Raw genomic sequence first — 13,128 nt, forward strand, 5'->3', positions numbered from 1 at the left:
CTGGAGGTGTCCCTTGCTCAATCCTGAGCGATCCTGTTTCGTCCTGAAACCTTCCGTGTGCCGTAAGCTCCGTTACGTTCCTGCCTCATGGCTTATCATCATCCTGACGATATCTTTTTCCTGAGCCTCCTGCAGTGCGAAACATTTTGACAGAACTCGTTACGCGCACAAGGTACTCACAGCAGAACTTTACGAAATGTGCGGCGTAAATTCAGATAAACGCCATTAAGTTGATGATTCACAATATTTTTACATCTCAGCCTTCCGGAAGTCTCACCTGTTATATAGCGATCTCTCACAGCACATGTAAGAGATGTCTCACAAGGTCAGAGGCAAATCACTGCAACTCAGATGATAACCGGTTGTAATGACTTAAGAAATATCTCAAGCGTTTCCGCTAATTTCACACGCTGTTTACCGCCGGGCTGCTCCAGAATCACTTCGCCGCTGAGATTAGAAAGCGAGATGATCTCCTGTTCTGACTCGGTGGTGGCGATAAACAGCGTAGGCGACTGTTTAAGGCGGCGCTGCATCACCAGATGCCCGATCAGATTCTCCTGTAACCGCAGGAAATCATCCTCACTCCAGACCTGTAAGAGTGTCAGCTGATTCTCACCAAAACTGGCCTGCATATCGCCGGCAAACTGCGTGGTATAGAAAGCCGTGATCTGCGGCTGGAGCTGGATGTCGATCGCCCGCTCAACCGCATCCAGCGTCTGTGGCAGAGTAAAAGGCTGCGGCTGCCAGACGACCCGCTGATCGCGATCCTCCAGGGCACAGGGCGAAGGTACACCAAAGAGATCGCTGCTGGCCGGCGCATGCCCGGCCTGCTGAAGCCAGTGCTGGCAGTATCGGGTGGTAAAGTCGCGCAACGCGGCGGCAGTTTGCTGCATCATTCATATTCTCACTTCTGATGGGTTACACTTAGCCACTTTGATTAATTTTGGTGGTAACCGCAATGACTACTCACGAACAGGATCAGGCACTCAGCAACCTGACGCTGGGCAAACCCACAGCCTATCACGATCATTATGACAACAGCTTACTGCAGGCGGTGCCGCGCAGCCTGAATCGTGAACCCCTTGGCCTGTTTCCCGACAGTCTGCCCTTTACCGGCAGTGATATCTGGACCCTGTATGAACTCTCGTGGCTCAACAGCAAAGGTCTGCCACAGGTTGCCGTTGGCGAAGTGGTGCTCGATGCGCAGAGCCGCAACCTTATCGAGTCAAAAAGCTTCAAGCTCTACCTTAACAGTTTCAACCAGACCCGCTTTGCCGACTGGGGCGAGGTTCGTCAGACGCTGGAGCGGGACCTGAGTGCCTGTGCTGAAGGTGAAGCGCGGGTCGCGCTGTTCCGTCTCAATGAAGTGGAAGGTCAGCCCATCGGCCATTTTGAGGGGGTTTGTATTGATGAGCAGGATATCGCCATAGAGGATTACCGCTTCAATGCTGACTATCTGGCCGATGCTGCGGGCAGCGAAATCGTTGAAGAGACGCTGGTCAGCCACCTGCTCAAGTCAAACTGTCTGATTACCAATCAGCCCGACTGGGGCTCCGTGATGATTCGTTATAAAGGCCCGCGTATCGACCGTGAAGCGCTGCTGCGCTATCTGGTCTCATTCCGCCAGCACAACGAATTTCACGAGCAGTGTGTCGAACGCATTTTTAATGATCTGATGCGTTTCTGCCATCCGGAAGCGCTGACGGTGTATGCACGCTACACCCGTCGTGGCGGACTGGATATCAATCCATGGCGCACTAATGTGCCCTTCTCGCCCGGTTTTTCGCGGCTGGTCCGTCAGTAGTTTGCGAGACTTCTCGCAGGCTGCATGCACTAAGCGCAGTTCCGCTTGAGCTGTGCGGGCCGACAAGGCTACTCTGGTGATGGCGGCTACCTGCGGGTGGCCGACCAGGGATTTTCGTCACTGCCGTTGCAGTGCCAACACGCACCCAGGCGGGTGTAAAGGAGTTCATTTGATTACCCATATCAGCCCTCTTGGCTCGATGGATCTGCTTTCACAGCTGGAAGTCGATATGCTCAAGCGCACAGCCAGCAGCGACCTCTACCAGCTGTTTCGCAACTGCTCTCTTGCCGTGCTTAACTCCGGCAGCCAGACTGACAGCAGCCAGGAGCTGCTCTCCCGCTTTGAAAATTTCGACATCAATGTGTTGCGCCGTGAGCGCGGCGTCAAACTGGAGCTGATCAATCCACCGGAAGAGGCGTTTGTGGATGGCCGCATCATCCGTTCACTGCAGGCTAACCTGTTTGCGGTGCTGCGTGACATCCTGTTTGTCAGCGGCCAGCTCAACATGCCGGGTCGGTTCACTGCGGCTGAAGAAAATGACTCCGCCACTATCACCAACACCGTGTTTTCCATTCTGCGTAACGCGCGGGCGCTGCACATCGGCGAGTATCCCAACACCGTGGTCTGCTGGGGCGGTCACTCGATCAACGCCGTTGAGTACCAGTATTGCCGCAATGTCGGAACTCAGCTTGGACTGCGTGAACTGAACATCTGTACCGGCTGCGGGCCGGGCGTGATGGAAGCGCCAATGAAAGGGGCCGCCGTAGGCCATGCTCAGCAGCGCTATCGTGACAGCCGCTTTATCGGCCTGACCGAACCCTCCATCATTGCGGCAGAACCGCCGAATCCGCTGGTGAATGAGTTGATCATCATGCCGGACATCGAAAAACGTCTGGAAGCTTTTGTGCGCATCGCCCATGGCATCATCATTTTCCCGGGCGGCGTAGGGACCGCAGAAGAGTTGCTCTATCTGCTGGGCATCCTGATGAATCCGCAGAACAGCGATCAGGTATTACCGCTGATCCTGACCGGGCCGGAAGAGAGCGCCGACTACTTCCGCGTGCTGGATGATTTCATCGTTAACACCCTGGGCGAACAGGCGCGTAAGCATTATCAGATCATCATCAACGATGCAGCCGAAGTGGCGCGTCTGATGAAGAAAGCGATGCCGCAGGTAAAAGAGAATCGTCGCGAAACCGGCGATGCTTACAGCTTTAACTGGTCGATTCGCATTGAACCCGATCTGCAGGTGCCGTTCCTGCCAACCCATGAAAATATGGCGAATCTCAATCTCTACACCAATCAGCCACCCGAAAAGCTGGCTGCTGACCTGCGCCGTGCCTTCTCAGGTATCGTAGCCGGTAACGTCAAAGAGATGGGCATCCGCGAAATCCGTGAGAAGGGACGCTACAAACTCCATGGCGACCCCGACATCATGCACCGCATGGATGAGCTGCTTCAGGGATTCGTTGCACAGCAACGCATGAAACTGCCAGGCACCGCCTACATTCCCTGCTACGAAATTATCAAATAAACCAGGAGGCAGCCCCCGGGCTGCCCATACTCTCATGGCTCTTCATCTTGTTATTGTTGACGCGTTGAATCTGATTCGCCGTCTGCATGCGGTACAGGGCTCACCCTGTGTCGAAGGCTGCCTGGCCGCGCTGCGCCAGATACTGGGTCACGCCCATCCGACTCATGCGGTGGCGGTATTTGATGGCGAAGCGCGTCATCAGGGCTGGCGTCATCAGCTGCTACCCGATTACAAAAGCGGTCGCCCGCCGATGCCAGACGATTTACAGGCAGAGATGCCGGCGTTACAGGAGGCCTTTCGCGCCGCAGGCGTAAGCTGCTGGATAGCGGGCGAGGATGAAGCGGACGATTTAGCGGCGACGCTGGCGGTGAAAATGGCTCAGGCCGGACATCAGGCCACCATTGTTTCAACCGACAAAGGCTACTGTCAGCTGCTGGCACCCGAGATCCGCATCCGCGACTACTTCCAGAAACGCTGGCTTGATCTGCCTTTTATTGAGGCTGAATTTGGTGTGGCGCCACAGCGGTTACCCGACTACTGGGGGTTGTGCGGCATCAGCAGCAGTAAAATTCCGGGCATCACCGGCATCGGTCCGAAAAGCGCGAAACAGCTGCTGACAGAGTTTCACACGCTTGAGGGAATCTATCAGCAACTGGATCAGGTGCCAGCCAGATGGCGGGAGAAGCTCGCTGAGGGTCGGCAGATGGCAGAGATCAGCCGTCAGGTCGCAACCCTGAAGCGGGATCTGGTGCTGCAGGGCAATCTGAATACGCTGCGTTATACCGGCTGAGTGCCCTTGCACTCAGCCCGGCGATTAACGTTCGTCGCGACGACCACCGGCAGCCGCCCAGATTCGGCGCACATGTACGGTCACCTCTTCGCGGTCATGGTAAAGCTGACGAGCGCGAATCTGCACGTTAATACCATTATCATCAAATCGTTCCTGCATCATGGCCAGATTCTGCGTCACCTCTTCATAGCGCTTTTTCATGGGCAACTTAAGGTTGAAGATCGCTTCACGGCACCAGCCGTTGACCAGCCAGTCGGTCATCAGGTTAGCCACGCGCACCGGCTTCTCCACCATGTCACACACCAGCCAGCTGATGTTGGTGCGTGGCGGACGGAATTTAAAGCCATCCGCTTTCTCGTGCATCACCTGGCCCGTATCCATCAGGCTCGGTGCCATCGGTCCGTTGTCCACCGCATATACCATCATGCTGCGCTGCACCAGCTGATAAGTCCAGCCGCCCGGACAGGCACCGAGATCCACGGCGTACATGCCGCTGGCTAAACGCTCATCCCACTCATCCGCAGGGATAAAGACGTGAAACGCCTCCTCCAGCTTAAGGGTGGAACGGCTTGGCGCATCGGAGGGGAACTTAAGGCGTGGAATACCCATGTAAAACGGCGAGCTGTTTTCCCGGATGGAGTAGCCGACGTAGCAGGTGCCCGGCGCGATGAAAAACACATGCACGACCGGGCGTTTCGGGCTCTCATAATTCAACAGGATTTTGCTTTCACGCAGTGCCGAGCGCAGCGGCACGGTGAACTTGCGGCAGAACTTAGTCAGCTCTTTGGCTTCGTTGGTGTCTGGCACTTCAACACGCAGTTCGCCGCCCTTTTCCACTACGCCGGTCAGCATGCCGACAATCGGGGTAATGCGATCTTCCTGCGGCAGGTCACGCAGCATTTCGCCGACGACCAGCATCTGACGGGCAAAAATCAGCTCGTCAAATGGCAACTCACGTGCCAGCCGCTCGGCATCTTCAAACTGATAGCACTCAAACAGCACGTAGCCAGAGTCATCTTTAACCCGTGGAAAGCCGTAGATTTCACGTTCAGCCGCTTTGGCGCTGATTTCCGCCGCACACTCTTTTTCAAAACCGGGACGACAATAGAGTAAAACTTTATTCATGGCGTTCTGCCTTTCGTTTAAGACGCAGCGCGCCAATCAACATCAATACCCAACCGGCGAGGAAACAGACCCCGCCCACGGGGGTGATAAAAACCCAAAACTTCAGATGTGACAGCGCCAGACAATAGAGGCTGCCACTAAACAGCACGGTGCCGAGCGCCATCAGCGCACTGCTCCAGTAAAACCAGATATTGGCGCGGCGTAACATCGCAGCACCCAGCCCCATCACCGCTAAGGTGTGATAAGCCTGATATTCCAGCCCGGTATGAATCCAGGCCATTTCAGCCGCACCAAGCGACTGACTCAAAACGTGGGCACCAAATGCGCCAAAAGCCACCAGCAGAAATCCGCTGATAGCCGAAAAAACAAACATGGCACGACTGGACATTAACCGATCCTCAGAGTCCTTTTGCATCTGAATGCAAATAAATCAATACGTTATTGTTGATAGCGAAAGCGGAATTTTTCTTGTTCGGTTGCAGCTTTTTCCAGGATCCACTGCCGGAAGGCGGCTATTTTACCCAGTTCTGCCTGACTGTCATGACAAACCAGATAAAAAGCGTTTTTACTGACTAATACATCATTGAACGGGCAGATTAATCGCCCGGCTTCTATTTCGCTCTGCGCCATGACGTTATTCGCCAGCGCCACGCCCTGACCATGAATCGCCGCCTGCAATACCATGGCGCTGTGGCTGAAGATTGGCCCCTGCTGCACATTGATATGCTGCAGGCCCAGTTGCCGGATATAAGATTGCCAATCCCGGCGGGAGGCATCATGCAGCAGAGTAAAACGCGACAGATCCATCGGCGTTTTCAGCGGATTATCCCCGGTCATCAGCGACGGTGAACAGACCGGCAGCAAATATTCGGCATAAAGTTTTTCAACCCGCAGGCCGGGCCAGTTACCCCGACCGTAAAAAATCGCCACGTCGACATCGTCGGCCAGTTTCTCTTCGTCGCGGTCAACCGCCTGGATACGCACATCGATTCCCGGATAAGCCATATTAAAGCTGGAGAGGCGGGGAACCAGCCACTGAATGGCAAAGCTCGGCAGTAAACTAACGGTCAGCGCACCCTTGGCACTGCGCGCCTGCAGTTTGCGGGTCGCTTCGTTGATTGCCGAGAAAATCTCTTTGATGTCGAGATAGTAGCTTTGTCCTTCTTCGGTCAGCAATAGCGAACGATTCCTCCGGCGAAATAGCTTTAACCCCAGAAAATCTTCCAGAGATTTAATCTGATGGCTTACAGCAGCCTGGGTGACAAACAGCTCTTCTGCGGCTTTGGTAAAGCTTAAATGGCGTGCAGCTGCATCAAAAACACGCAGTGCGTTGAGAGGAGGAAGGCGTTTCGACATGGTTTTCCGTATCCGGATCGGCAAAAAATACGCTGGCTTATACAAAGCGTTTACGTATTAGAATTTTTAATCCGAGGCATTATAATTTGTCCGTTGAGGAACCTCCAGCAAATACCTATAGTTGCCGCACTTCCTGAGCCGGAACGAAAAGTTTTTAGATTTGTGAGTGAGTTCGCAGATTTTCTGAAAGCTTTTGGCTTGTGGTCGTGATGTTGTGTTTGCAATTTTTGATCCGACGATTGCGGATCGAACTCTTAATTCCTGTAGATTTACCCTGTCTGTCCATAGTGATTTTTAAATAGCACCGCAAATTGCGGTGCTTTTTTTTGCTGCTTAGTTGCCAGACTCTACCATCTCTTTGACATCAGAGCGGTTGATTTGCTGCTCGTTGCCATTCGCATCTTTATAGCTGATCATGCCGGTATCGTTATCGACTTTAGGCTTGCCGGCAGCCACAATGGTGCGACCATCATTGGTATGCATCACGTAATTGCTTGAACAGGCACTCAGGGTAAAAGCCAGGGTACACACGGCCAGTACTGCGGTTAATTTTTTCATCTGCTATCTCCTTGTAGATTGATTGCATCAAACCACCCGCGTTACGCTAACCAGAGGCAGCCGATAAGTGAGATCGACTAGTAAACGTCCGATCGTTATGCGGGTTTGGTTCAAACCTTGCAATATTCAGCATAACGCGCTTTTCCAGCTTTGCCAGACGCAGACCATTCTTTCAGTGTGGTCCTAATTTTTCTTATCATGGACCAGGCATGACCGCATTCAATCCCACCGCATTTCGCCAGCAGTTTCCCGCACTCGCCGACGCAGGCGTTTATCTCGACAGCGCAGCGACCACGCTGAAGCCGCAGGCTGTCATTGACAGCACGCAGCAGTTTTACAGCCTCAGCGCGGGTACAGTCCACCGCAGCCAGTTTGCCGCCGCCCAGGCCTTAACCCATCGCTATGAGCAGGCGCGCAACCAGGTTGCCCGCTGGCTTAACGCCGCTTGCGATCGTGAGATTGTCTGGACGCGCGGCACCACCGAAGCGATAAACCTGGTGGCAAACAGCTGGCTGCGTCCGCGCTTACAGCCTGGTGATGAGATTGTGGTCAGCGAGGCAGAACACCACGCTAACCTGGTGCCCTGGCTGATGGCTGCGCAGGCGTGCGGTGCCCGCGTCGTAAAATGGCCGTTAGGCGCGGATCGCCTGCCGGATATCAGCCTGCTGCCCGCCCTGCTCAACAGCCGTACCCGCCTGCTGGCGATCGGACAGATGTCGAACGTCACCGGCGGATGTCCCGCACTCGCTCAGGCGATACCGCTCGCTCACGCCGTGGGCGCGAAAGTGATGGTCGATGGCGCACAGGGCGTGGTGCATTGCCCGCCTGACGTACAGGCGCTGGATATCGACTTTTACGCCTTTTCCGGACATAAGATTTACGGCCCGATGGGCATTGGCGCGTTATATGGCAAAGCGGAACTGCTGGAGGCGATGGATCCCTGGCAGGGCGGCGGTAAAATGATAACGGATGTCGATTTCAACGGATTTACGCCGCAGCCGGTGCCGTGGCGTTTTGAGGCTGGCACCCCGAATGTGGCGGGCGTGGTGGGCCTGAGTGCAGCACTGAGCTGGCTGGCGCAGTACGATCTGCCCGAAGCGGAGCGCTGGAGTCAGCATCTTGCGACGCTAGCGGAAGAGCAGCTGGCGGAATTACCCGGTTTCCGCAGCTTCCGCTGTTCAAATGCCAGCCTGCTGGCATTTGAATTCGCTGGCCTGCATCACAGCGATCTGGTGACGCTGCTGGCTGAGCAGGGAATCGCCCTGCGCGCTGGCCAGCACTGCGCGCAGCCGTTGCTGGCGGCGCTGGGCGTCAGCGGCACGCTGCGGGCCTCTTTTGCACCCTATAATAATCTGCAGGATGTTGATGCGCTGGTGCGCGCCATGAAGAGCGCCATCTCGCTGTTATCGGAGTTTTGATTATGCATTCATCGCCGTTAGCGCCGCACCCGTTTGGCGAAGAGATTACCGTTGCCAGCCTGAAAGAGAGCTTTGGCCGCTTTCATCAGTGGGAAGATCGTTATCGTCAGCTGATCCAGCTGAGCCGCCAGTTGCCTGCCTTACCCGGGGAACTGAAAACAGCGGAAATTGAACTGAGCGGTTGTGAAAATCGGGTCTGGCTGGGCAGCCAGTTACGTGAAGATGGCACGCTGCATTTCTATGGTGACAGTGAAGGACGTATTGTGCGCGGCCTGCTGGCCGTGCTGCTGACCGCCGTTGAGGGCCAGACGCCGCAACAGCTGCTGGCGATGGATCCCTTAAAACTGTTTGATGAACTGGGCCTGCGCGCCCAGCTCAGTGCCTCCCGCAGCAGCGGCCTGCAGGCGCTGGCCGCCGCAGTGGAGCACGCCGCGCGTCAGGCGCTGACGGCGTCCTGACGGGCAGCACGCGCCAGAAACTTCTTCAGCGCATGCGAGACGGCAACAAAGCCGAAGGTGGCGGTTACCATGGTGGCCGCGCCAAAGCCGGATGTGCAATCCATTCTCTTCGGCCCCTCCGCTGTGCTGCGTGAAGCACAGACGCTGCCATCAGCCTGCGGATAGACCAGCGCTTCGGTAGAAAATACGCAGTCGATGCCAAGTTTGCCCTTGCTGTTTTTCACCACGCCCAGGCTTTTCAGTCGTTCGCGCAGCTTCGCTGCCAGCGGATCCTGGATGGTTTTCGCCAGATCGGCGACCTGGATCTGAGTCGGATCGATCTGCCCACCCGCGCCACCGGTGGTGATCAGCGGGATCTTATTCCGGCGGCACCAGGCAATCAGCGCCGCTTTCGGTCGCACGCTGTCGATAGCGTCGATCACATAGTCGAAACCGGCTGCCATCAGTTCGGCGGTGTTCTCTGGCGTAATAAAGTCATCAATGCAGATCACTTCGCAGTCAGGATTAATCGCACGCAGCCGTTCTGCCATCACTTCTGTTTTGGCTTTGCCGACGTTGCCCTGCAGCGCATGAAGCTGCCGGTTAGTGTTGGTAATACAGACATCATCCATATCAATCAGGGTGATTTTACCAATTCCGGTGCGCACCAGCGCTTCCGCCGCCCAGGATCCGACACCGCCAATACCGATGACGCAGAAGTGTGCGTCAGCAAAACGTTGCAGCGCATCCTGGCCATAGAGACGCGCCGTGCCGCCAAAGCGCTGATGCCAGGCGTCATTTAACACTTTCATAGTTGAACCTGTTACGTCGTGCGGGCCCGAAGGCCCGCAGAGAAGAAGTTAGTTAGCGCCGAGAAGCAGTGAACCATTATTACCGTTTTGCGGGCTGGAGAACAGCGGTTGTCCGGCACCCGGCGCGGCTTTAATTACCCAGACGCGTCCGTAGTGATTATAGAAGCCCGCCAGATGCGCAGCGTCGGGGCCGATACCCTGATAGATATCAAAGTGCTGGCCTTTAATCGCGCCACCCACGTCGAGTGCCACCATCAGGCGCATCTCATATTTGCCGTTGAATTTGCCCTTCTCATTTAACTGCGGCACTTCAGCCAGCAGTACGGTGCCCGCCGGAATAATTGAGCGGTCAGACGCAACGGAGGCTTTCGCCACCAGCGGAACTGCGCTGGCACCGCGCACCGGCGTAAACGGCTCAGCCTTAAAGAAGACAAATGATGGGTTGGTTTCCAGCAGCGCACGGACCTCCTGCGGTGAGTGCTCCTGCGCCCACTGACGAATCGCCTGCATCGACATATCTTCGCGCTTCACTTCACCGCGATCGATCAGCTCTTTGCCAATGCTGTGATAACCCCAGCCATTTTTACCGGCGTAACCAAAGAAGGTCATCGGGCGGCCATCGCCAAAGTCGACATAACCACTGCCCTGCACATCCATCATGAAGTTATCAATCAGGGAATTGCTGTAGGCGATGATGTAGCGGTCATCGAGTCCGCCACTATAGATAGAGGCGCGGCTCGGTAATTTTTCTCCGCGTTTGCGCGGTGGCATGCGGTAGATGGGATACTGGAATTCACCCTGACGGGTATAACGCGCTTCCACTACCGGCGTGTAGTAACCGGTGAACTGCACGTTACCGTAGTTATCCGTTCCCTCCATCTGCCAGGCGTTAAGCCCATACTGACGAAGCTGTCGGGTATCGGCACCCGCCATCAGCCAGCTCTCAATCGCACTATAGGTGCCGTTCTGACGGCTATACAGGGCGGATGAGGCGGACTGAATCTGACGAACCTGCTCGCCAAAGTCTCTGCCATTAACCGGTGCGCCTTTGGCATTGGGCTGATTCACCAGCGCCAGCGGTTGTTCCAGTTTGCCATCTTTATATTGCTGACCGCGATCGGTCGGTTTGGAGCTACAGGCCGCCAGCAGCGTTATTAACGCGCCAGTGAGTGCATACTTCACCCAATGTGATTTCATTATCTTCTCTTTTTATAACTGTTCGCCCCGCGACGATAGCAAAGCCCCCGACAGAATGAAATGCATCCGCTCAGACGTCACGCATATCAGTTTAATAATTAACCAGATGGTTGAATCCTTCAGCAACTGGCTGTTAATTTGGCTTTTATCTGCAAAAAGGGGTTGCATGAATTAGCGCGGAGAGTATAGTGCGCTTCCACGGACGCGGGGTGGAGCAGCCTGGTAGCTCGTCGGGCTCATAACCCGAAGGTCGTCGGTTCAAATCCGGCCCCCGCAACCAATACTTCTGCAGCAGTTTTTGCAGAAGTCACAATGTGAGAAGTAAAAGTAATAGAAGCAATACGGACGCGGGGTGGAGCAGCCTGGTAGCTCGTCGGGCTCATAACCCGAAGGTCGTCGGTTCAAATCCGGCCCCCGCAACCAATACTTCTGCAGTTGTTTTACAGAAGTCACAATGTGAAAAAAGTATGATACGGACGCGGGGTGGAGCAGCCTGGTAGCTCGTCGGGCTCATAACCCGAAGGTCGTCGGTTCAAATCCGGCCCCCGCAACCAATCATTTAAACACCTGAAAGGGTGTTTTTTTGTTTCTGACGTTCCCAAAAGCCGCTTCAGCCTCTTTCTGCCCTGAAAAGCGCGCGGATAGCCCGGCTACCCGCACTCCTTTACCGATGGGCCAGCGCCGCCCCACTCTCTACATACGCTTTGATGCCGTTCAGAATCGCCTCTGCCACCTGATGCTGGTAACGGGTGGTTCGCAACTTGCGCTCCTCCTCCACATTACTGATAAACGCCGTCTCGACCAGAATTGACGGGATATCAGGGGCTTTCAGCACCGCAAATCCGGCCTGATCCACGGTGCGTTTGTGCAGATGGTTGATGCGCCCCATGCGATGCAGCACCTCTTTGCCGAATTTAAGGCTGTCATGAATCGTCTGACGCTGCACCATATCGAACATGGTGTGATCGAGATAGCGGTCACCGCTTTTGCTGACGCCGCCAATCAGGTCTGATTCATTCTGAGTCTGAGCCAGGAAACGAGCCGCCGCCGAAGTGGCACCGCTGGTTGATAAGGCAAACACTGAAGAGCCGCGTGCCGCGCGACTGGTAAAGGCATCCGCATGGATCGACACAAAGAGGTCGGCACGCTGTTTACGGGCTTTGGCAACCCTGACGCGCAGCGGAATAAAGACATCTTCATTGCGCGTCATATAGGCTTTCATATTGGACTCTTTATCGATCAGCGCTTTGAGTCGCCGTCCAATCTTCAGCACAATATCTTTCTCGCGGGTCTTATATTTGCCGTGCGCGCCCGGATCTTCCCCGCCGTGACCGGGATCGATCATGATAATGATCGGCCGATCGCGCCCCGCTTTGCCGGGTAAGGGCGCCTGCACCCCTTCATCTTTCTCCAGATCGCCCTGGTTGTAATCTTTCAGCAGGGCCAGCAGAGGATCGTCCTCAACCTGGTTCTGGCTCGGATAGAGATCGACCACCAGCCGGTGATTGATCCCGGCGACCGGCGAGAGATTAAAGATCTTCGGCGCGACGTTGCGCTTTAATTCCAGTACCACGCGCACCGTGTTGCTGTCGAACTGACCGACACGGGCATTTTTAATAAAGGGATCGTCGACCCGAACCTGCTTATCTACCCCTTTCAGAACCGGATTGAGATGCAGCCCCTGAATATCAATCACCAGGCGTTCGGGATTGCTCAGCGCAAACTGCTTGTACTTCAGCGCGACATTGGACTCCAGCGTCATCCGCGAGTAGGTCGATGAGGGCCAGATACGCACCGCCACAATGTGGTTCTTCGCCGCCAACCCTGTCCGGCTGACGCTTAACAGCAGTAAGGCGCCCGTCCCCTGTAAAAATCGTCTGCGTGAAAAATGGGAATTAACGTCTGACATGCCGCTCCAGCTGCTGTGTAATGTCTAAAAAAGCGCCAGTTACTAAAATGGCGGCGAAAACTTTATCCAATCCGCAGCATGATGTCACCCCGGAAACCCTAAATAATGCAGGCTGTTAGCGGCTTTGACACCCAGAAAAACGTAAATTTTCGTCAGGATTAAGACTTGCAAAACCGGGCGTAAAAGCA

Annotated in this window: 13 protein-coding genes and 3 tRNA genes; 8 read left to right on the forward strand and 8 right to left on the reverse strand. The window is 55.1% G+C overall.

What is annotated here, in order from left to right:
* Positions 1 to 347: 347 nt before the first annotated feature.
* Positions 348 to 896, reverse strand: a complete 549-nt coding sequence (gene syd / locus ACMGGP_RS14085; protein WP_010672142.1) for a SecY-interacting protein — start codon at positions 894 to 896, stop codon at positions 348 to 350.
* 62 nt (positions 897 to 958) lie between these two features.
* Here syd and queF point away from each other — a divergent pair, with 62 nt between their 5' ends.
* From queF to xni, 3 genes are all read left to right on the forward strand, one after another.
* Positions 959 to 1,804 (forward strand): NADPH-dependent 7-cyano-7-deazaguanine reductase QueF, encoded by an 846-nt coding sequence (queF, locus tag ACMGGP_RS14090; protein ID WP_061901167.1) that lies wholly within the window; start codon positions 959 to 961, stop codon positions 1,802 to 1,804.
* A gap of 169 nt (positions 1,805 to 1,973) precedes the next feature.
* Complete coding sequence (gene ppnN / locus ACMGGP_RS14095; protein WP_010672144.1) at positions 1,974 to 3,338, forward strand: nucleotide 5'-monophosphate nucleosidase PpnN; 1,365 nt, start codon at positions 1,974 to 1,976, stop codon at positions 3,336 to 3,338.
* 34 nt (positions 3,339 to 3,372) lie between these two features.
* Positions 3,373 to 4,128 (forward strand): flap endonuclease Xni, encoded by a 756-nt coding sequence (xni, locus tag ACMGGP_RS14100; protein ID WP_010672145.1) that lies wholly within the window; start codon positions 3,373 to 3,375, stop codon positions 4,126 to 4,128.
* 24 nt (positions 4,129 to 4,152) lie between these two features.
* On the opposite strand, the gene rlmM is transcribed toward xni, so the two are convergent.
* The 4 genes from rlmM to ACMGGP_RS14120 form a co-directional block, all read right to left on the reverse strand.
* Positions 4,153 to 5,253, reverse strand: a complete 1,101-nt coding sequence (rlmM, locus tag ACMGGP_RS14105) for a 23S rRNA (cytidine(2498)-2'-O)-methyltransferase RlmM (RefSeq protein ID WP_010248609.1) — start codon at positions 5,251 to 5,253, stop codon at positions 4,153 to 4,155.
* A complete protein-coding gene (locus ACMGGP_RS14110; protein ID WP_010248611.1) occupies positions 5,246 to 5,641 on the reverse strand; it encodes a DUF423 domain-containing protein in 396 nt (131 codons plus the stop codon). The genes rlmM and ACMGGP_RS14110 overlap by 8 nt, the downstream gene beginning before the upstream one ends.
* Positions 5,642 to 5,691: 50 nt before the next feature.
* Positions 5,692 to 6,609, reverse strand: coding sequence for a transcriptional regulator GcvA (locus ACMGGP_RS14115; RefSeq protein ID WP_003854641.1), 918 nt, complete (start codon positions 6,607 to 6,609; stop codon positions 5,692 to 5,694).
* Between the two features lie 333 nt (positions 6,610 to 6,942).
* A complete protein-coding gene (locus ACMGGP_RS14120) occupies positions 6,943 to 7,167 on the reverse strand; it encodes a YgdI/YgdR family lipoprotein (protein ID WP_010248613.1) in 225 nt (74 codons plus the stop codon).
* Between the two features lie 209 nt (positions 7,168 to 7,376).
* Here ACMGGP_RS14120 and csdA point away from each other — a divergent pair, with 209 nt between their 5' ends.
* Both csdA and csdE read left to right on the forward strand, forming a co-directional pair.
* On the forward strand, positions 7,377 to 8,585 hold the full coding sequence (csdA, locus tag ACMGGP_RS14125; RefSeq protein ID WP_498798574.1) for a cysteine desulfurase CsdA: 1,209 nt from the start codon (positions 7,377 to 7,379) through the stop codon (positions 8,583 to 8,585).
* 2 nt (positions 8,586 to 8,587) lie between these two features.
* Positions 8,588 to 9,043, forward strand: coding sequence for a cysteine desulfurase sulfur acceptor subunit CsdE (gene csdE, locus ACMGGP_RS14130; protein WP_010248617.1), 456 nt, complete (start codon positions 8,588 to 8,590; stop codon positions 9,041 to 9,043).
* Here the strand turns inward: csdE and tcdA are convergent.
* Both tcdA and mltA read right to left on the reverse strand, forming a co-directional pair.
* Positions 9,022 to 9,834, reverse strand: coding sequence for a tRNA cyclic N6-threonylcarbamoyladenosine(37) synthase TcdA (gene tcdA, locus ACMGGP_RS14135; RefSeq protein ID WP_010248618.1), 813 nt, complete (start codon positions 9,832 to 9,834; stop codon positions 9,022 to 9,024). The two genes, csdE and tcdA, sit on opposite strands and share 22 nt — an antisense overlap.
* A 48-nt stretch (positions 9,835 to 9,882) precedes the next feature.
* On the reverse strand, positions 9,883 to 11,031 hold the full coding sequence (gene mltA / locus ACMGGP_RS14140) for a murein transglycosylase A (RefSeq protein WP_010248620.1): 1,149 nt from the start codon (positions 11,029 to 11,031) through the stop codon (positions 9,883 to 9,885).
* Positions 11,032 to 11,234: 203 nt separating this feature from the next.
* Here mltA and ACMGGP_RS14145 point away from each other — a divergent pair.
* From ACMGGP_RS14145 to ACMGGP_RS14155, 3 genes are all read left to right on the forward strand, one after another.
* A tRNA-Met gene (locus ACMGGP_RS14145) sits at positions 11,235 to 11,311 on the forward strand.
* Between the two features lie 66 nt (positions 11,312 to 11,377).
* A tRNA-Met gene (locus tag ACMGGP_RS14150) sits at positions 11,378 to 11,454 on the forward strand.
* Positions 11,455 to 11,508: 54 nt separating this feature from the next.
* A tRNA-Met gene (locus ACMGGP_RS14155) sits at positions 11,509 to 11,585 on the forward strand.
* Between the two features lie 110 nt (positions 11,586 to 11,695).
* Here the strand turns inward: ACMGGP_RS14155 and amiC are convergent.
* Complete coding sequence (gene amiC / locus ACMGGP_RS14160) at positions 11,696 to 12,940, reverse strand: N-acetylmuramoyl-L-alanine amidase AmiC (RefSeq protein ID WP_010248623.1); 1,245 nt, start codon at positions 12,938 to 12,940, stop codon at positions 11,696 to 11,698.
* Positions 12,941 to 13,128 lie beyond the last annotated feature (188 nt).

It is taken from the genome of Curtobacterium sp. BNK-1 (assembly GCF_048685235.1).
Taxonomy (GTDB): domain Bacteria; phylum Pseudomonadota; class Gammaproteobacteria; order Enterobacterales; family Enterobacteriaceae; genus Pantoea; species Pantoea agglomerans.